This is a genomic window from Anaerobutyricum hallii DSM 3353 (genome assembly GCF_000173975.1).
Classification (GTDB): domain Bacteria; phylum Bacillota; class Clostridia; order Lachnospirales; family Lachnospiraceae; genus Anaerobutyricum; species Anaerobutyricum hallii.
In genome coordinates, this window is sequence record NZ_ACEP01000055.1 from 1 (window position 1) to 20,335 (window position 20,335).

14 protein-coding genes and 2 tRNA genes are annotated in these 20,335 nt (G+C 39.5%); 4 read left to right on the top strand and 12 right to left on the bottom strand.

Annotation, left to right across the window (positions count from 1 at the left end):
- Nucleotides 1–42 precede the first annotated feature (42 nt).
- The 6 genes from EUBHAL_RS04960 to EUBHAL_RS04985 form a co-directional block, all read right to left on the bottom strand.
- Nucleotides 43–1,632 (bottom strand): peptide chain release factor 3, encoded by a 1,590-nt coding sequence (locus EUBHAL_RS04960; RefSeq protein ID WP_005345738.1) that lies wholly within the window; start codon nucleotides 1,630–1,632, stop codon nucleotides 43–45.
- A gap of 296 nt (nucleotides 1,633–1,928) precedes the next feature.
- Nucleotides 1,929–3,101 carry a sugar transporter gene (locus EUBHAL_RS04965; protein WP_242648743.1) on the bottom strand — a complete coding sequence of 391 codons (1,173 nt, stop codon included), beginning with the start codon at nucleotides 3,099–3,101 and terminating at the stop codon, nucleotides 1,929–1,931.
- Nucleotides 3,102–3,307: 206 nt separating this feature from the next.
- Entirely contained in the window at nucleotides 3,308–4,033 is a 726-nt protein-coding gene (locus EUBHAL_RS04970; RefSeq protein WP_005345743.1) for a hypothetical protein, read from the bottom strand.
- 484 nt (nucleotides 4,034–4,517) lie between these two features.
- Nucleotides 4,518–5,957, bottom strand: coding sequence for a sensor domain-containing diguanylate cyclase (locus tag EUBHAL_RS04975; RefSeq protein ID WP_044922065.1), 1,440 nt, complete (start codon nucleotides 5,955–5,957; stop codon nucleotides 4,518–4,520).
- 345 nt (nucleotides 5,958–6,302) lie between these two features.
- Entirely contained in the window at nucleotides 6,303–7,688 is a 1,386-nt protein-coding gene (gene rlmD / locus EUBHAL_RS04980; RefSeq protein WP_044922068.1) for a 23S rRNA (uracil(1939)-C(5))-methyltransferase RlmD, read from the bottom strand.
- Nucleotides 7,689–7,714: 26 nt separating this feature from the next.
- Nucleotides 7,715–8,671, bottom strand: a complete 957-nt coding sequence (locus EUBHAL_RS04985; protein WP_005345755.1) for a 3'-5' exoribonuclease YhaM family protein — start codon at nucleotides 8,669–8,671, stop codon at nucleotides 7,715–7,717.
- 225 nt (nucleotides 8,672–8,896) lie between these two features.
- Here EUBHAL_RS04985 and EUBHAL_RS04990 point away from each other — a divergent pair, with 225 nt between their 5' ends.
- Nucleotides 8,897–9,187, top strand: coding sequence for an acylphosphatase (locus EUBHAL_RS04990; RefSeq protein WP_005345765.1), 291 nt, complete (start codon nucleotides 8,897–8,899; stop codon nucleotides 9,185–9,187).
- A gap of 196 nt (nucleotides 9,188–9,383) precedes the next feature.
- Nucleotides 9,384–11,759 carry an endonuclease MutS2 gene (locus tag EUBHAL_RS04995; RefSeq protein WP_005345768.1) on the top strand — a complete coding sequence of 792 codons (2,376 nt, stop codon included), beginning with the start codon at nucleotides 9,384–9,386 and terminating at the stop codon, nucleotides 11,757–11,759.
- A gap of 410 nt (nucleotides 11,760–12,169) precedes the next feature.
- Here the strand turns inward: EUBHAL_RS04995 and trmL are convergent, their stop codons facing one another.
- The 6 genes from trmL to EUBHAL_RS05030 all read right to left on the bottom strand — a co-directional run bounded on the left by trmL (nucleotide 12,170) and on the right by EUBHAL_RS05030 (nucleotide 19,629).
- Nucleotides 12,170–12,661 (bottom strand): tRNA (uridine(34)/cytosine(34)/5-carboxymethylaminomethyluridine(34)-2'-O)-methyltransferase TrmL, encoded by a 492-nt coding sequence (trmL, locus tag EUBHAL_RS05005; RefSeq protein WP_005345774.1) that lies wholly within the window; start codon nucleotides 12,659–12,661, stop codon nucleotides 12,170–12,172.
- A 33-nt stretch (nucleotides 12,662–12,694) separates the two neighbouring features.
- Nucleotides 12,695–13,870 carry an aminotransferase class I/II-fold pyridoxal phosphate-dependent enzyme gene (locus EUBHAL_RS05010; protein ID WP_005345775.1) on the bottom strand — a complete coding sequence of 392 codons (1,176 nt, stop codon included), beginning with the start codon at nucleotides 13,868–13,870 and terminating at the stop codon, nucleotides 12,695–12,697.
- Entirely contained in the window at nucleotides 13,867–14,349 is a 483-nt protein-coding gene (locus EUBHAL_RS05015; RefSeq protein WP_022170149.1) for an Lrp/AsnC family transcriptional regulator, read from the bottom strand. The genes EUBHAL_RS05010 and EUBHAL_RS05015 overlap by 4 nt, the downstream gene beginning before the upstream one ends.
- Before the next feature lie 135 nt (nucleotides 14,350–14,484).
- Nucleotides 14,485–15,606 (bottom strand): AIR synthase-related protein, encoded by a 1,122-nt coding sequence (locus tag EUBHAL_RS14705; RefSeq protein ID WP_005345780.1) that lies wholly within the window; start codon nucleotides 15,604–15,606, stop codon nucleotides 14,485–14,487.
- A 35-nt stretch (nucleotides 15,607–15,641) separates the two neighbouring features.
- Nucleotides 15,642–17,117, bottom strand: coding sequence for a VanW family protein (locus EUBHAL_RS05025; RefSeq protein ID WP_005345783.1), 1,476 nt, complete (start codon nucleotides 17,115–17,117; stop codon nucleotides 15,642–15,644).
- A gap of 538 nt (nucleotides 17,118–17,655) precedes the next feature.
- Entirely contained in the window at nucleotides 17,656–19,629 is a 1,974-nt protein-coding gene (locus EUBHAL_RS05030) for a B12-binding domain-containing radical SAM protein (RefSeq protein WP_005345786.1), read from the bottom strand.
- Nucleotides 19,630–20,060: 431 nt separating this feature from the next.
- On the opposite strand from EUBHAL_RS05030, the gene EUBHAL_RS05035 reads away from it, so the two are divergent.
- Nucleotides 20,061–20,131 (top strand) — tRNA-Gly (locus EUBHAL_RS05035).
- A gap of 99 nt (nucleotides 20,132–20,230) precedes the next feature.
- Nucleotides 20,231–20,302 (top strand) — tRNA-Gly (locus EUBHAL_RS05040).
- Nucleotides 20,303–20,335 lie beyond the last annotated feature (33 nt).

Here is a 20,335-nt window from a genome sequence, read left to right on the forward strand (position 1 = left end):
CATTCTCTGAGGGCGTCCGTTTTGCCAGATAAATCAGAAATTCTAGGCTCTTCCGAATTCCGAGAGTACAAGTCCTTCATTTCTCTCCAGAGTCATTCCCACACTCCAGCTATTGATAAACAGTAACAATGGACGACCTTTCAAATCCTTAATCTTCTTCATATCCGATGTTCCACGAAGATTTTCAAGGTCAATCTCTGTATTTTCAATCCAGCGGATATATTCATATGGAAGTTTTTCAAGGCGGATTTCTACATTGTATTCATGTTGCAGGCGGTAATTTAATACATCAAACTGCAATGTTCCTACTACACCTACGATTACTTCTTCCATTCCAGTATTAAATTCCTGGAAAATCTGGATAGCACCTTCCTGTGCGATTTCGTTGATTCCCTTGATGAACTGTTTACGTTTCATCGTATTTACCTGACGCACTCTTGCGAAATGTTCTGGCGCAAAGGTAGGGATTCCTTCGTAAGCAAATTTCTTTGGTGAAGTTGTGATGGTATCTCCGATAGAGAAAATGCCTGGGTCAAAGATTCCGATAATGTCTCCGGCGTAGGCTTTATCAATCATCTTTCTCTCACTTGCCATCATCTGCTGTGGCTGAGAAAGACGTACCTTTTTGTCTCCCTGTACATGGAAAGCATCCATTCCCGCCTCAAATTCGCCGGAACAGATTCTCATAAAGGCGATTCGGTCACGGTGAGCTTTGTTCATATTTGCCTGAATCTTAAATACAAATGCAGAAAAATCTTTTTCCTCAATTGGGTCGATTGTTCCCTGATCAGAAGTTCTTGGCAGTGGGGAGGAAGTCATTTTCAGGAAGTAATTTAAGAAATTCTCTACGCCAAAATTCATGAGGGCAGAACCAAAGAATACTGGAGAGAGTTCTCCGGCATCAACTAATTCCTGATCAAATTCTGCACTGGCCCCATCTAAAAGCTCAATTTCTTCCTCTAATACTTCTCTTGCTTCGTCTGTGACATAGTTGCTGATTTCCGGGTCATCAAGGGCGATTTCTTTCATCGTTCCCATCTTTGTACCTTTCATCGTATCCTCAAATAAGTCGATTTTCTGGTTTTTTCTGTCGTAAACGCCTGCGAACTGTTTACCGGAACCGATTGGCCAGTTTACCGGACAAGTTGGGATTCCAAGTTCTTTTTCGATTTCATCTAAAAGATCAAAAATATCCCTTGCCTCACGGTCCATTTTATTGATAAATGTAAATACTGGAATATGACGCATGGCACAAACTTTAAAAAGCTTTCTTGTCTGTGCCTCCACACCTTTCGATGCATCAATTACCATAACAGCGGAATCGGCTGCCATTAATGTACGATACGTATCTTCAGAGAAATCCTGATGTCCTGGTGTATCCAAAATATTGATGCAGCATCCGCCATACTCAAACTGTAATACGGAAGAAGTTACGGAAATACCTCTTTCTTTCTCAATATCCATCCAGTCAGATACCGCATGTTTTGCGGTTGCTTTTCCTTTAACGGAACCAGCCTGGTTGATTGCACCTCCATATAAAAGGAACTTCTCTGTTAATGTAGTCTTACCGGCATCCGGGTGCGAAATAATTGCAAAGGTACGTCGTTTTTTAATTTCATCTATTCTGCTCATTTTTCTCTCCTTGTTTTTTATGCTCCTATACGATAACTTTTATTATCCTGAAGCATTCCGCAATTGAATTACTCGGAAGCCCCATTTAATTTCCCAATTATCTATTTTCAATCTCTCTTTACTCTATGTTGCCTGATTTTTCTATTTCAGGTCAAACAGTACCTATTATCGTATAAAACCATCATTTTCGCAAGTATATCTTTTATTTTTGTTACATATTTCAGATTACATCCTTCTACGTCCCGTAATTTTTCTATTTTAAGCAAAAAAAGCGAGTATCAATACCCGCTTTAAAATCAAGCTGCTCTATCAAATTCCTTCATATACTTTATCACAACAAATATGCATAACAATGCCGCCACTACTGCTATCATGCCACCAGCAATTCCGATATAGGAAATGGACAGATGGGTACAAATACTTCCTCCAATCCATGTCCCGCTTCCGATTCCAAGATTATAGATTCCGGAATAGATTGCCATTGCTACAGAGGAAGCCGCTGCCGGTGCATAAGTAATAATTTCTGATTGAAATGTCACGTTAAATGCCATAACTGCCATACCCCAGAATGCACATAATAAAACAACCGCCATATGTGCTTTTGATATCGGATATAATAAAAGTAATGCTGCCGCCACACTGATCATTACCAGTTTTACGAAAAGATATTTATTCTTGTCATAATAATGGGAAAATAAAAAACTTCCCAAAAGACCTGCTGCACCAAATATAGTAAGTGTTGTTGTAACCCAGTTAGCAGAAAGACCAGCCACCTTCTGTAAGAATGGTTCAATATAACTATATCCCGTATAATACGATGTGGCAAATAAAAAGGTAACAAGAAAAATTCCCATCAGCGTTTTATTTTTAAAGATTTCCGGCATCTGTTTTATGGAGAAAGACTCTCCGCCCGGCACTTTCGGGAATACAAAAATCAGGTAAGCGGTTGTGATAAAAGCAATGATTCCTACACAGAAAAATGCCATATTCCAGCCCATATGAAGTCCGATAATTCTTCCTAGCGGAAGTCCAAGAATCATCGCAATTGAGGTTCCGGTTACTACCATACTAAGTGCAAGTGAACGAAACTTTTCTGACACAACACTGACTGCTGCCGGTGATGCGATCGACCAGAATACTGAATGTGTACACGCTACGCCAATACGTGATATCATTAACATTCCATATGAAGCAGAAAAAGCGGACAGCATCTGGAAGATTCCAAAAAGTGCAATCGTTCCTAACAAAAGTCTTTTAAAATCAATCTTATTCAATAGAAGCATCAACGGCAGAGACAGTAACATAACGATCCATGAATATACTGTAATCAGTACCCCCGCATGTGCCTCTGTAATATGAAAGCTGTCGGCAATATCTGTCAACAAACCAATCGGCATAAACTCTGATGTGTTAAATATGAATGCTGAGACTGTGATACCAAGCAGTGGCAGCCATTCTTTAAGTGTCATTTTACTTTGCATAATAATTCCTTTCTAAATAGTAATTTGCCGCAGCCAAAGACAGTCTTCTGAAAGATAAATAAAGCATATTTGTGGCCTCGGAACAAGGTTTGAACATTCGCGCGTCCAAGCGAACATTCAAACCACAGCGACTAAAGTCACAAATATGCTTTATTTATCTTTCAGAGGACATCTCCCCTTGCCTGTAGTAAATATTATTTATTCTGCAGAGCCTTTGTTACCAAAGCAGCGATTTCATCCACCTTCCACGCTGGCTGTGTAGATGCAGAAATCTTATTGCCTCTCTCCCAGATTCCCTGAGCAGATGCAGATTCTTTTGGTTTATACTCTTCGCTGTCATCTTTCCATGCTGGCTGTGTGGAACTGGATACTGTTGTTGGCTTTGGCAGTGGTTTGTTATAGAACTCAAGGTTCTCTGTTAATTCTTTCTTTACCAGAGCTGTGATTGCATCAAGATTCCATACTTTCTTTGTCTCAGCAGAAAGTCCACCTGGTGTATCTGTCACATCCCATGCGCCCTGTGTACCTGCTGCCGGTTTACGAGGAGCTTCGTCTTCGTCTTTCTTCCATGCTGGCTGTGTAGAACTGGAAATTGTTGTTGGTGCAGGAATTGGCTTATTAGAAAATGCAACTTTTACGTTGCTGGCTTCTAATGCCTTTGTTACAAGTGCTGCGATTTCCTGTACATTCCATTTCTCCTTTGCTAAAGAAGAAACACCGCCCGGTGTATTTGTGCTGTCCCATGCTCCCTGTGTTGCTGCAGATGCTTTCGGAGCCATGTCTTTTGACCAGGATGCTGAAGTTGCTGTAGAAGCTTTTGTTGGCTTTGGACGTGCAACATTAGAAAATGCTAACTGGTTCTCTTTGAGAATCTCCATTACCTGGCTATGAATCAGCTCCTGTCTCTTGTTATCTATCATGTCTTTCTACCCCTTTCCCAATATGTATACTTTGGTTTTCTGGTTATGGTGACATCCTCCCCACCTATAGAGGTCGGTTCTCGTTCGATAGCACCGTTGTGCTAAGCATAAGCGAGCTACCCCCGTGTTGTCCCACGGTTGTGTTATGTTATATAAACTGCGGCTATTCAAAGCAAAAAATAAGCATCGCAAATACGATTCCATGAATTATTTCTGAATAGTCATATTTATTTTATTATAGCACTAATCTAAAGAAAGGATATATGAAAATTGCTGTCTTATTACTGAAATATATTGACTCTTTGAGAGCTGTTTTGGGCTGCCCATGAGTACATGATATTTTTATCAGCGACAAACATATTATAGAAGCAACTATATACTTCCTGATCTGCCGCAGGCAAAGAGACGCTCTCAGTAAATAAAACAACCTATATTTTGACTTTGTGTTGCAGAATTTTGCCCAATAATTCTTCTACAGTGGCGTCTACCTTGCCTGTGGCAAATCAGAATATATTATCGCATGATTCCCCACAATTTTCTTACTTTCATACATTGCCGCATCCGCCTCATGATATAGCGTATCAAAAGTTGCTCCATCTTTATCCGAACATAAAGAAGCTCCCAGACTCACATTAATTTTCTCTCCCTGCATTTCTGGTATGGAAATCTTATCTATTTGCGTAAATAAACGTTTGAAAAATGATTCCGCTTGTGCTTTATCTGGCATTCCTGGAAGATACATCGCAAATTCATCACCTCCAAGCCGCATGACAATATCATTCTCACGGCAGGCTCGCTGAAGGACTGCTGCAAGCTTAATGAGAACGGTATCTCCAACAGCATGTCCATATGTGTCATTGATTTTTTTGAATTTATCACAGTCTAAAAGGCAGAACAGGCCACCTTTCTTTTTTTCAAGGAATTCTGCAATCTTTCGCTCCCCGCTTCCACGGTTATTAATACCGGTCATGGAATCTGTTTCAGAAAGATACAGTAGCTTTTTCTCCCGGCGTTTCTGTTCGTCAATCACTTCCACACAGTAAAGAACATGCCACAGACGGCCTTTTTCATCGCTATCTACTTTGATAAAGCGCTCGCGGCACCATCCGGAAACTGTACCTATAAATTCATGAACGATTGTGTTTGTTTCCATTAATCGTCTGTCTAATGTTGATAAGTCCACAAACTCCAGTACACTTGATAAATACATTTCTGTACAGAAGTATTTCATAGTTGTATATACTCTTTTTGAAAAATTCTCCTGATCAAGCTCTTCACATTCTTTTTCTACATGTTTTACATTTTTTATCTGCTCATACTTTCCTGTTTTTATATCAATTAAATGCATACATAAATAAATCTCAGAAAGTGCTGAGTAGCTGCTCATACTTGCGTTATATTGCTCTTTTTGAAATGTATTTCTTATTTTTAAAAGAGAAATCAGCATGGTTCCGATCATATCTAAAAACATTGTTAATGCATTGTAATCTACAGCCGGTGGATTATCTACACCGAAAAATCCCTTTATCTGCCCTTTATGGCGTAATGGGCTGACAACTACTTTACAAACATTCTGGTACTTAAGCATATTGTAAGATACCTGATGTACTCCTTTTAATTCTTCAACATCAGAAATAATAACACTTTTTCCCTCATCAAAAGTATCATACCACCAATCAATTACTTCCATATTCACACCCTGCAAATGCTCAATCTGCGGAGTAATTCCTTCTGCACACCATTCATAAGTATTATTTGTTACATGATGCTCCTCGTCATCCTCAAAAATATAAATTCTGTCAGATCCGATATGTTTTCCAAAAAAACTGATAAATTCATTAATTTGTCCCTCGGGAGTATCGTATTCAAGTGCTGAACGCAGTGCCTCATTAATAATTGTTTCGTATTTCTTGATTGACTTCATATATTCCGCCCCTCCCATGATACTTTTGTAAATATTTTTTCTTGATCTACATATATCTTTTCTTAGGTATGCCTGCCAGAAAATCTTTTAAGAATATTCTTGTTCAATTCCTCTGTTTTATCATAAGATGTGTCTATAGCAATTAAAAATACTACTATAATTAAAAAGACAAAAAACAATATATCCTATCATAGTTTCTGGATAATTTTTCATTCTTATCTTATTTTCTCTATAAAGGTCCTAATAATATAGTATAAAAAACTATTTACCTAAAGTATATTTAAAAAATGCTTTCCAGTCTTTTTTAATGCAGACACTCTCTATATTATAGCAAATATAGCAAAATTATTCATCTACTCTTTTCAAAGCACAAACACTCTCCACATGAACCGAGTGGCTGAACTGATCTACCACGGATACCTTCTCCAAGGTATATTTTTCCTCACACAGTATCTTTAAATCTCTTGCTAATGTTGCCGGGTCGCAGCTTACATAGACAATGCGCTTCGGTGCCATATCGAGCATTGTGTTTAAGAGTATCGCATCACAGCCCTTTCTTGGTGGATCAACAACGATGACATCTGGATGAATCCCAGTCTTTTCATACTGTGCAGGTACGACTTCTTCTGCCTTTCCAACGAAAAATTCAACATTATCCATATGATTTAATGCGGCATTTCTCCTTGCATCATCAATGGCTTCTTTAATGATTTCTACACCGTAAACCTGCTTTGCTTTCTGCGCCAAAAAGAGGGAAATAGTTCCGATTCCGCAGTATAAATCCCACACAAGTTCCTGCCCTTTCAGCTCAGCGTACTCTAATGCTTTAGAATAAAGAACCTTTGTCTGCTGTGGGTTTACCTGATAGAAAGAAAGCGGCCCAATCTGGTATTTAATATTACCGATATAATCTTCAATATAATCCTGGCCCCATACAGTCTCACAGCGAAGTCCCAAAATTTTATTTGTCTTATCAGTATTCGTGTTTACGATAATACTTGTCATTCCCTCGATTGTTTTTAAGTCATCTACAAGTTTATCAATATGTTTCAACTGCTTTTTCGTACCATTTACAATAAGACATACCATAATCTCGCCAGTAGTAAATCCTATGCGGGTTAAAATATGGCGCACCAAACCACTGTGATTTTTCTCATCATATGCAGAAATCTTATTTTCTTTCATATAAGTAAGAACTTTTTCAACAATCGGGTGGGTTACTTCTGCCTGAATCGCACAATTTGTATTGGCCACGATGGAGTGGGTACGGCCCGCATAAAATCCGGCAACAAGGTTCCCCTCTTTGTCATAACCGACAGGAAACTGTGCCTTATTGCGGTAATGCCACGGTTCTTCCATTCCGTATACTGGCTCTATCTTCTGCTCAATATCTTCTTTTCCAAAACCGCCGATACGCATCAGGCAGCCTTCCACAAGACTCTTTTTAAAAGAAAGCTGTTTCTCATAAGAAATCTGCTGTAACTTACAACCTCCACACTGTCTTGCGACCGGACATGGCGGGGTTACTCTGTCTTTTGATGGTGTTACAATTTCTACCAGACGGGCATAACCGTAATTCTTTTTTAATTTTGTTATGGAAACTCTCACTTCATCACCGATTACCGTGTCTTTAACAAAGAAAGGGAAGCCCTGGTACTTGCCAAGACCTTCCCCTTCCTTTGTAAAATCTTCGATTGTAAGTGAAATTTCCTGATTCTTTTTCAAATTCAACTTCTGTTCTGATTTCACTTTATTATTCAATCCTTTTCTCCTAAATGACTTGTCGCTCTGATATTGCTTTCAAATAATTTATTGTAACCTTTCCACTCACCGCTCTGACGACTCTCTTCTGCAAGTGCTTCAATAAACGTCTCCATCTTTGCATCAGTATTATCTGCAAAATTAAGAGCTAATGCCTCAATTAATGCCGGCTTCTTAGGGGAACCGTATTCTAACTCACCGTGATGTGCTAAGATACAGTGCTTTAATTCATTCGCCAGCTTCGCTGGGAAACCATTAATATTTCTAATCTTCTCATCAATCATCATCGTTCCCATTACGATATGGCCGACCAGCTGTCCGACATCTGTATAATCGTTCTCCGGGAAATCAGAAAGCTCATCAATCTTTCCGATATCATGACAGATTGCTGCTGTAATAAGTAAATCTTTATTCAAAACCGGATACTGCGTACAATAAAAATCACACAGTTTCGTTACGCTTAATGTATGCTCTAAAAGACCGCCCATAAATCCATGATGTACTCTTTTCGCTGCGGAATGTGCCTTGAACTTGGCTGCAAATTCCTTATCTCCAAAGAAAGCAACTAATAGCTGTCTTAAATAAATGTTCTGTACATGATTCACATAAGAAGATAATTCCTTAAACATTCCGTCAATACTCTTGCTGGAACATGGGATATAATCCTCCATTGCAAATTCGCCCTCTCTGGCTTTACGCAGTCTTCTGACATTGAGCTGCGGACTGCCCTGAAAGCTTGTGACATTACCCTCTACACGGATGTAATCCATCTGTTCAAAATTCTCGATTCCATTATTCAAATCCCAGATTTTTGTGTCAATGACACCAGTCTTATCCTGCAAAATCATGGAATAATAAGTCTTTCCCGCTTTTGTCTTCGCAATATTTTTTACTTTACAAAGGTACACTTCAGAGACATTATCTCCTTCTCTGAGTTCATTAATATAACGCATATACGTTTCCTTTCTAATCCATCTCTTTAATTACTTCACATATTATAGCTTAAATTTAATAGGCTGACAACCAAGAAAATGCTCTATTTCGCAGATTTTTCCGCATTTTTAAAGGCTTTACGCCCCGTCTTCATTGACAAATGAAGTATTTCATGTCACAATTACTTTTGCATTAAATTAAGGAAAGGAATAGTCCGGCACAGTATCGGACTGTAGGTAAGCATTATGATTAGAAAACACATTATTGCACACGGCCGCGTACAGGGCGTTGGTCTTCGCTTTACAGTAACCGGTTTTGCAAAAAAGTACAATGTGACGGGTTGGGTCCGCAATCTCTATGATGGTACGGTAGAGATGGAAGTCCAGGGACTAGACCACCGTGTGGAACTCTTTTTACAGGAGTTATCCTCTGATCGGCCAGGTGGGAATCGCTTCATCCGCATTGACAAATTGGACATTACAAATATTCCTTCTGTAAATGTAGCAGATGAAAAGGGCTTTCGGGCTCGCTACTAACAAGTTAATCTAATATTATCAATATATGAAAATCTTATTCAATCATAACTTACGCAGTAAAACTATGTACAAACTATATACTATCTGGATTATTTCTCTTTACATAGCTCTGCAATACGTTTTCCTGCATACTGCATCCATCACAAATTAAGATGCATATCAAGATTGAACTTAAATTTTTGAGAGGATTTTATTTATGAATACAAAGGCACTAATCACATTAGAATATGATAAAATCATTAAAAAGCTGGAGACTTTTGCTTCTTCGACCATGGGAAAGGCACTCTGTAAAGACCTGCTTCCCTCCTCTGATTACGAAGAAATCTTGTCAGCACAGACAGAAACAAAAGATGCACTGACCCGGCTTTATAAGACGGGTTATCTTTCTTTTCAGGGACTTTCTGATATCCGTCCACATTTAAGATTATTAGAAATTGATTCCACATTAAATACAAAGGAGCTTCTCGATATTGCCCGTCTTCTTTCTATTACAGCACAGGCTGTAGAATACGGCGATACGGAAGATGACATAATGGCATATGACTCCTTAAACAGCTATTTTGGAGAACTTGATTCATTAGAATTCCTTTACCAGAGAATTACACAGTGTATTTTATCTGAGGATGAGATCAGTGATGATGCCTCTTCCGCATTAAAAGACATTCGCCGCGAAATCAAACAGACAAATATTTCCATCCACAATAAGCTGACTTCTGTTATCAACTCACAAAATAACAAGACAATGCTTCAGGATGCGCTGATTACCGTCCGTAATGGCCGTTACTGTGTTCCTGTAAAAACAGAATATCGTAACGCCTTTCCGGGTATGATTCACGATCAGTCTTCTTCCGGTTCTACACTTTTCATCGAGCCGATGGCCGTTGTCCAGTTAAACAACCATTTGAAAGAATTAGATATTAAAGAAAAAATGGAAATCGAAAAGATTCTCCAGTCTTTAAGCGCACAGGCCGCTTCCTGCAGCCGTGAATTAGAGGAAAATCAGAAGATTCTGACAAAGCTTGATTTCATTTTCGCAAAGGCAAAATATGCAAAAGAATATCAGGGAACCGAACCGATTTTCAATACAGACGGAATTGTAGATATCAAGCAGGGCCGTCATCCATTACTTGATCCGAAAAAAGTCGTTCCAATCCATATTTATATTGGCGAGGACTTTAATATGCTTCTGCTCACCGGACCAAATACTGGTGGTAAGACCGTTTCCTTAAAAACAGTCGGTCTCTTCCAGCTTATGGGACAGGCAGGACTCCACATTCCTGCATTTCAGGGTTCCCGCCTTGCTGTATTTTCTGATATTTTTGCAGATATCGGAGATGAGCAGAGTATTGAGATGAACTTATCCACATTTTCATCTCATATGACGAACCTTGTCCACATTTTAGACGAAGCTGACCCCAATTCTCTCGTTTTACTCGATGAGTTATGTGGAGGAACTGACCCGACAGAAGGTGCGGCGCTTGCCATTGCCATCTTAGATGACCTGCATACAGGAAAGATTCGTACAGTTGCAACAACACATTACGCTGAGCTAAAAATGTACGCAATGGACACACCTGGCGTAGAGAATGCCTGCTGTGAATTCGACCTTGAGACTCTTTCTCCAACTTACCGCCTTTTAATCGGTATTCCTGGAAAAAGTAATGCCTTCTCCATCAGTGAACGTCTTGGCCTGCCAGACTACATTATCGAACAGGCACGCTCCCAGATTGATGCGACTGCCATTGACTTTGAAAACATGCTCTCTGAATTAGAGAAAAACAAAGCTGAAATTGAAAAAGAACAGTCTGAACTTTACAAGACAAAACAGGAAATCGAGAACTTAAAGAACAGCCTGAAAGAAAAACAGGATGACATTAAAGAAAAACGAGACAAGATGCTCCGTGATGCCCGCGAGGAAGCACGAAACATTCTCGAAGAAGCCAAGGAAGTTGCTGATGAATCCATTCGTAAATATCACGCATGGGGACAGCATCCAAAGCAGAACAACATGAAAAAAATGGAAGCACAGAGAAGTGATCTCCGAGGCCGCATGAGTAAGCTTGACAAAAAGCTCGCCTATAAGGCAAAGAAGTCTTCCACTATCTCCGATCCTTCTGACTTCAAAGTAGGCGATTCTGTATTTGTAACTACACTTTCTCTAAATGGAACTGTAAAAGAAGCTGCCAACAAGGATGGAGACCTTGTAATCCAGATGGGCTTCTTAAGTTCTGTAGTAAACTACAAAAACTTAGAACTTCTCGCTCCAGAAAAAGCACCGAAACCACAGCATCAGCCAAAAGACCGCTACAGTATCAATAAGGCCGCAACAATCAATCCAGAAATCAACCTTCTCGGAAATACTGTGGATGAGGCAATCGCCCGCCTTGAAAAATACCTCGATGATGCTATGATCGCCGGACTTACTTCTGTCCGGGTTGTTCATGGAAAGGGAACTGGCGCCTTACGAAAGGGAATCCACGAGTATCTCCGTAAACTGAAGTTTGTGAAGTCCTATAAGCTTGCAGAATTCGGCGAAGGGGATGCCGGGGTAACAATCGTAACTTTTAAGTAAATACTAATTTGCCGGGGACATAAACGCCGCTTTAGCAGAAGATATTGAGCTAAATTGTATGGAGTCTTCTAAAGAAAAAAGAATGATATGCTTCAATAATTGCATCTACTACGTCTATCTTTTTTTCTAAAGCCACTTGTTTTATCAAGTGCTTATATGCTTTTCCGATATCCCAATAGGAAGGAACTGCATACTGACATTCCCCCACATTATCAAAATTTCCAATTCTGATTTTGTACCAGCATCCACAGTCAGCCAGCAAAGAGAGCCTATCCCCTATATTTGTGGCCTCGGAGCAAGGTTTGGATACGAGCGTGTGTAAGCGAGTATTCAAACCGCCGCGACTAAAGTCACAAATATAGGGGATAGGCTCTCTTTGCTGGCGTCTGTTCCGCTCTACAAATTAGTATTTACCATTCGTATTTGTGGAGCTGTCCTTCGAGTTCCAGTTCTTTGAATCCCTGCTGTCTTAATGCCTCATACAAGACGATTGCTACAGAATTTCCAAGATTCAGTGAACGGATATGCTCGAGCATCGGGATACGGACTGCTGTCTCTTTATGTTCAAGAAGAATTTCTTCCGGGATTCCGGCGCTTTCTTTTCCAAACATGATGTAGCAGCCGTCTTCGTATTCTACATCTGTGTAAGTTTGTTTTGACTTTGTGGTTGCCATATAGATTTTTGCTCCTGGATTCTTTGCAAGGAAGTCCTCGAAGTTCACATAAGTACGGACATCTAATTTATCCCAGTAGTCAAGTCCGGCACGTTTGAGCATTTTGTCGTTGATTTTGAAGCCGAGTGGCTCGATTAAATGAAGAATGCTTCCTGTTGCTACGCAGGTTCTTCCGATATTTCCAGTGTTGGCCGGCATTTCCGGCTCATGTAATACGATGTTTACCATAATTTATTCCTCGATATTTCTTATTTACTACTATTACAGATTTTTCTCTTTACGTAATCTTTCCACAAAGTTAGCCAGACGACCTAATGCCTCTTTTAATTCTTCGATAGAATAAGCATAGGATACCCGAAGGAATCCTTCTCCGCAGTCTCCAAATGCTGTTCCCGGAATGATGGCTACTTTTTCTTCGCGTAAGAAGCGGTTTGCAAATTCATCGGAGGTCATGCCAAATTCTTTGATGCATGGGAATATGTAAAATGCGCCTTCTGGCTCGAAACATTTCAATCCCATTTCGGAGAAGAGTTCTAAAACAAATCGACGGCGCTGATTATATGCATTTCGCATAATCTGAACGTCTTCCTCCCCGTTTGTCATTGCTTCGATTGCTGCGTACTGGCTTGTTGTCGGTGCTGCCATAATCGCAAACTGATGAATCTTTAATATTTGCTGCATGATAAGTTCCGGACCCGTGGCAAATCCCATTCTCCATCCGGTCATGGCAAAGGATTTACTGAATCCATTGATGATAATCGTTCTGTCTCTCATTCCCGGAAGAGAAGCGATAGAACAGTGATCCTGTCCATAAGTAAGTTCTGCATAAATTTCATCAGAAATGACATACAGATCTTTTTCTTTTACGATTTCGGCGATCGGCTCTAAGTCTTCACGGGTCATAATCGCACCTGTCGGATTGTTTGGATAGGATAAAATCAGAATCTTTGTCTTATCGGTAATTACTGCAAGTAATTCTTCTGGCTTTAACTTAAAGTGATTCTCTTCTTTTAAGTCAATTGTTACAGGCACACCGTCCGCTAACTTCACGCATGGGAGATAAGAGACGAAAGCTGGCTCTGGCAAAATAACTTCGTCTCCCGGATTCAGCATCGCACGAAGAGCAAGATCAATTCCCTCACTTCCACCGACAGTCACAACGATTTCGTGGGCAGGATTGTAAGTAAGTTCATATTTACGATACATGTAGTGTGCGATTGCTTTTCGAAGTTCTAATAATCCGGCATTGGATGTATAGAAAGTACGTCCTTTTTCTAAGGAATAGATACCTTCCTCACGGATATGCCACGGAGTATCAAAGTCCGGCTCACCTACACCAAGGGAAATAGCATCTGGCATTTCCTGTACTAAATCAAAAAATTTACGGATTCCTGAAGGTTTCATCTGTACTACTTTATCGGATAAAGGATTTCTCATGGTGTCACCTTCATTCTGTTTGCCGGCTCTTTATCTATAAGAATCATACCGTGATCTTTATATTTTTTCAGGACAAAATGTGTTGCTGTTCCGGCAACTGCTTCTAATGTGGAAAGCTTTGTGGAGACAAACATGGAGACTTCTTTTAAAGTTTTACCTTCTAAAAAGATAGCAAAATCAAAAGCTCCAGACATCAGATAAATGGACTTTACTTCCGGGTAGTTTGTGATTCTCTCTGCCAGCTTTTCAAATCCCTGTCCTCTCTGTGGGGTAACACGCACTTCGATAAATGCAGTTACTTTCTCTGTGTCTGTTTTATCCCAGTTAATAAGAGTAGGATATCCGCAGATAATTCCCTCATTCTCCATTTTTTCGATTTCTTCTAATACAACACTTTCGTCTGTTCCGAGCATGATAGCCAGATCGTGCAGGTCGATTCTGCTGTTATTTTCCAGCATTCTTAAAATTTCGTGACGCATTGTTCTCTCCTTTATATATTTTCTTTTCATTTATACTACCGCTGTTTTATATTGTCGGTCTTATATTTAAAAATAAAAAACTGATATCTAGATTATTTATAACTTCCAGAAACATAAATCCATCTGATGCTTGTATTATTTACAAATTTCAGAAATATCTACCTGAACTTTATAATATTCGTCCATTTTCGGTGGTTCCAGAAAACGTGCTTCATCATCATAACGAATCAGTCGGTCATTCCCAGAAGTCGTCTGTCCGATTACTGCCGCTGCTACTCCTGCCTTCTGGAGCTGCTCTACAATTCTCGCTCCATTTGCACAGGCAAGAAGCAATGTTCCGCCGGACCGAAGCATATATGGATTTAAATTAAAATATTCGCATACTTCTATCGTATGCTGCTTGATCGGTATATTTTTAAGATCAATAGACAGCCCGACATTGGCTGCCGCTGCCATTTCCCAGAGTGCGGCAAAAATACCGCCTTCCCGCACATCATGTACAGAAACAACTTCTTTTTCCTGTAAAATATCCTCTACTGCCGTCATAGAGCCATCATCAAATAAATGCTTTGCCGCCTCAACATAGGACGGTGCGTATCTTTCTTCTAATCGTTTCGCATACTCGGCCGCAAGCATAGCCGCACCTTCTCTGCCGACCGTTCCTGCAACAACTAAATCTAAATCCGCATTCCCCACAGCTATCTGCTTTGTGTTTCCCTTACTATCCGCTATGCTCTCCTTGCTTACTAGAATGCTCTCCTTATTTCTCGTGATGCTCCCCTTGTTTGCTGTAATGTCTTTCCTATTTTCTGTAGTACTTCCCATTGCAGTAACCGATAAAATAAGTGTGCTGACATACGGTGACACCGCTGTATGCCCGGAAAGCACTAAAATATTTTCCTGCATACAAAGGCTGTCGATTTCTTTTATCAATGCCTTTAACTGTTTTTCCTCTGCTTCTTCCGGCATAAGAATACTGAGCGAAATCGCTTTTGGAGCTGCCCCCGCTGCCAGCATACTATTTACTGCACCGTAGACTGCTCTTTTTGCTGCAAATGTCCAGCCTTCCACCGGATTTACTGCCATTGCCACACCGTTTTTTCCCGAAAATCCCTGTGTAAACTCTGGCATAAATTCCGGCATAAAAAGAACTCCGGCATCCTCACCGGGTGCCGGAGAGCCTTTTTCACTGTGGTTATGCAACTGTCTTAGTACCGAGCGTTTTAAAATACTCTCTTTTACCTTTCCTATCCGCATAATATACACTCCCACAGCGGAAGCAGGCTCACCGCCTACTCCGCCTTATTTGCTCCCTGATTATTATTTCCTGTCGTACCTTTGCTGCCTTCTGCCTTCTCACCAGCTTTTGCTGTCTCATCTTTCTTCTGCGTCGTTGGCTTTGGCACTTCCTTTTTCTTTGTTCCGACACGGACAACGGATGGAGTGGACATATAAGAACTGGAATTCACCTGCGTTCTCTTCGTCTCTTTTCCATCTATGTATACAACCTTCCACAGTCTTGCTGTGTAACCAGTACGTCCATTGGATTCTACAACTCGCTTGCCCTCTTCCATCGTGTTATCCTTGATTACTTTTTCGGAAGGACCTCTTGTAGAAACAGTCTCTGATACATACTCTACCTTTCGGTTTGAAGCACGATATTCCTTACCGTAAATAGTAAATGTAATGCTGCTTCCTCCAGCTACCCCCTGAATATATACTGGATGATCAAGATTATTGGTAAACTTCAGATCCTTATCTGTTCCGGAAATCGCCGCATCCGCAGATAATGGAACATAATGTACCGTCATTGAATGATTCGATCGCTCTGTTACATTTAACTCTGCTCTTAAAACCGCATTGTAAAGTGTTGTAGATACCTGGCAGATTCCTCCACCATAAGTCTGCACTGTCTGTCCATTCGAATAAGAACCCGCAAGATGGTATCCATTATCCGCTGTAAATGGTGCTACTTTTGAATAAACAGAGAAAGAATCTCCCGGATACAGTAAAGTTCCATTAATCAGGCTTGCTCCATTCTCTACATTAGCGCATCTTCCAGAAGCAGAGCCTGCATAAGATGTTGTAAATGTCCCAAGCACATCTTTAATCGCTGAAAGCTCCTTCTTCGTATGCTTTGCTTTATCTAATGTATAATCCATCGGAAATACAACAGACTTGTGATCCCAGTCTTTTTTGCTAAAGACTTCTGTAAGCTTGTCTGCATTTGCCTCAAAGTCGATATCTACACCATCTACCTGCTTTGTGATAACAAACTTTCCGTCTTTTCTTGTAATAGTGGCATCCTTTTTCTTTGCAAGGAACTTCTTCGCCTTCTTCTTAACAACCTTCCTCGTCTCTGCCTTATCTACAGAAAAGGTAAGTGGAAAATCCATTCCTTCCTTTTCAAGCTTTCTTACTTCAATGACACGCTTAAAGACATTCCCTGTCTTTCCGAAATCATATGCTTTCTCTACCACATCCATATTTGTACATTTCAGACCAATATCGGAAAGAGCAAATGTACTCTCTTTCTTTTTCACCTGCAATGTAACCGTTTCCTGCGATACCTTATCTATATATTCCTGTACTTTTGCCTTTGCCTCTTCCTGTGTCATTCCGCCGACAGACATCCCCTGAATTGTCATTCCCGGATAGATTGCGTCAATATTAATATATTTGGAATAATAATAATAAAACGCCGCCCCGCCGCCTGCTAAAATAAGAAGAAGCAATACAAGTATGATAATCCCTACTCTTTTTTTCATATTGCACCCTTTTACTTTCTTAAAATTCTATTAAATAAAACATCATTCTACCCTATAGATCATGATTTATTTAATTCATTTCTCTCATTCATATTCAAAAACTCTGATGTGTTTTTGAATCCTACATCATCATTGCTGGAACGACTGTTGTGATAACCATCGCGATAACTACTAATACAACTACAACTGTAGCAATTCTCTGTCTTTTCTTTGTGCCATCTGACTTCATACTAAAACTTCCTTTCTAAAATAAACTATATAAAATGCGTCCGTCTTCATTTTCTAACTTCATATAGTGATTTCGCATCTTTCAAAGATACAGCACTTCAGAACAGAAATCACTATATCTCTCACTCTGACCTTGCTATGGCGCTTGCTTGAAAAATACTTTTATTGTTATAAACATACAGACTTTTTTTGTTCTCCTGAACATTCTTTTTTATTTTAAGTCATTTCCGTCGTACATTCAAGTCTCTATTTTATCAGGATTTACTATCCTATATCATTATCAACAACATCGTAACCTGCTGTTCACTTATTATAATATTTCCCACTCTACAGTTCTAGCCGCCCGATTTAGCGGATTCCTTCTGCTATAATCAAATAAGCAAAACACCTGTTTTTTCTCCACCTGCCCACTCTGCTCAAACTTCTTTATATTAATTTCAAATACTTCGATATGACTTTGGTTGGCTGCCCTCTTTGAATCATAAATTCCTGCCTGCACATCTTCTGGAAAAAGTTTTTCTCCCTGTTCTCTGTATAATGCTTTCCACTCTTTCTTGTATTGTGCGGTATCTTTTGCCCACGCAGGTCTTCCTTTTACATTTTCTCGAAGATACATATCATATAGCATAATCTCATCTAAAGTATCCCTTTCATTTTCATCTATATGTTCTCTTAAAAACTCCCGAAGAATATTATACTTTTCGAATCGGTTGTGATTCAGCTTATGATAGCCTTTTCCCCGGTACCATGCTGAAAACATTTCATAGAAGCGGAATGGACTCTCAAAAAATGGAACAGCATATTTTAAAGTTAATGTATACTGACCACTGTTGTAATAGAGTTCTACAAGCTCCTCCACACCTTTTAATAAAATAATCTCGTCATAAGAGAGCCATTTTGTTCCAAGTACTTCGTATGGCGGCTGATTACGATATAGAATGCTGTACTTTTTGACTTCTTCCTCCATCATCGTTCCCTTTAACACTTTAAGGAATCCAAGCTGAAGCTGGTCTGGCTCATGTGCATATAAATCATCAAATGAGCATCCAAATCTCTCATAATTCTCATATGGCAGCCCGGCAATTAAATCCAAATGCTGATGAATATTTCCCAGTTCATGTACTCTGTCCACATAATGAAAAAGCTTATCTAAATCCATATGCCGATGAATCGCATCAACCGTCTCCCCATTTGTGGACTGCACTCCAATTTCAAGCTGAATCAGACCCGGACGCATCTTTGCAAAAAGCTCTAACTCCTCCTCACCAAGCAAATCCGATGAAATCTCAAAATGAAAATTCGTAATTCCGTTATCATGTTCCACCAGATAACTCCAGATATCAATCGCCCTCTGCCTGTTGCAGTTAAATGTCCTGTCAACAAACTTAACCTGTGGAACTTTTGCTTCAAGAAAAGCATCCAGCTCTTTTTTCACAATCGGCAAAGAACGGAATCTTACCGTCTTATCCACAGAAGAAAGGCAGTAACTACAACAGAACGGACATCCTCTGCTCGTCTCATAATATAAAATCTTATGTTCAAAAAGATGAAAATCTTCGTACACAAATGGAATCGTATCCATATCCATCAATGTGGCAAAACCTGTATTGATGATTTTCGTTTTATTTCCTATATTGCTCTCAGCATTTCCTAAAGCTGCTTCTCCTAAAAAATCCCGGACTGCAATTCCCTGTAACTTTTGGAGCTTTGACATATCTATATAATTCGTTGGATAGACATTATCTTCTCCTGCGAAATGTTTATCTTCTATATCTTTTTCCTCTTTTACAGCTTGTTTCCTTTCTATGAAATATCTCTTTTCCACAATTCCTGATAAGACTTTTTTACTTTCTGATTGTTTGTATACATCTTTAATCCGACATTTTTCCTCCACTGTTAAGCAAATCAGTTCAGAGAAAACTTCCTCTCCCTCTCCCTGCATAATCAGGTCAAATGCTGGATTCTCCATCAAAAATTTATTCGCTGCATAAGAAACTTCCGGACCTCCAGCCCAGATTTTCACTTCCGGACTTACTTTCTTAAGCTCTGCCGCCAGCTCCCTCACAAAAGAAATATTCCATATATAACAGGAAAAAATAATGATATCTGCCTTTGCCTCATATAAATCCTGTAAAATGTCCTCCACATAATTATTAATCGTATATTCTTTTAAAATAATCTCCGCTCCCGGAATCTTTTTTCTGTCCGCATACGCCTTCAGGCTGAAGATTGCCAGATTCGAGTGGATGTATTTGGCATTAATTCCACATAATAAAAAGCGCATTACATACTCCTTCCAACAAAAATAAATCCTGCCAGGCAGATTCTTTTATTCAATATGGGATTCAAATAGAACTTCCCGGCTCTGTTTGAATAAAAAACCTACGGAAATGTACTCCGCAGGCTGCTTTTAATTCGAACGTTTTCAGTATAACATGAGATGAGCGTTTTTAATAGGGGAATGTTGTTTAAATGGCTAAGCTGACGCATCCTTATCCTTTGTAATATACAAATTGCTTCGTATCACTGCGTCCATTCTTAAACCTCCTAACTACAAACTCCCAATCTGGCAAGTCTGTTAAAAACTTAGAAAAGTGAATTAATGAACTTTCGTTTTCTATAAAGCTATAATCTTCTGAACAATTTCAAAAAACCCCTTGCATTTTCAAAAAAACTGTGCTAAAATAAATTTCGTTGTGAGACAGTACATCACATGCGGGTGTAGTTCAATGGTAGAACACTAGCCTTCCAAGCTAGATACGTGGGTTCGATTCCCATCACCCGCTTTTATTTTTTCAAAGTTGTTAAAACATTTCAAAAAGTTCTTGACAATTAGAAAATATATGATATAATAAATACAGTTGAATAATTCATTTAAGTTTTATGCACGAGTGGCTCAGTGGTGGAGTATCGCCTTGCCAAGGCGAGGGTCGCGGGTTCGAATCCCGTCTCGTGCTTTTTTTGTTGTCTTTTTACTTAACTAATTTATA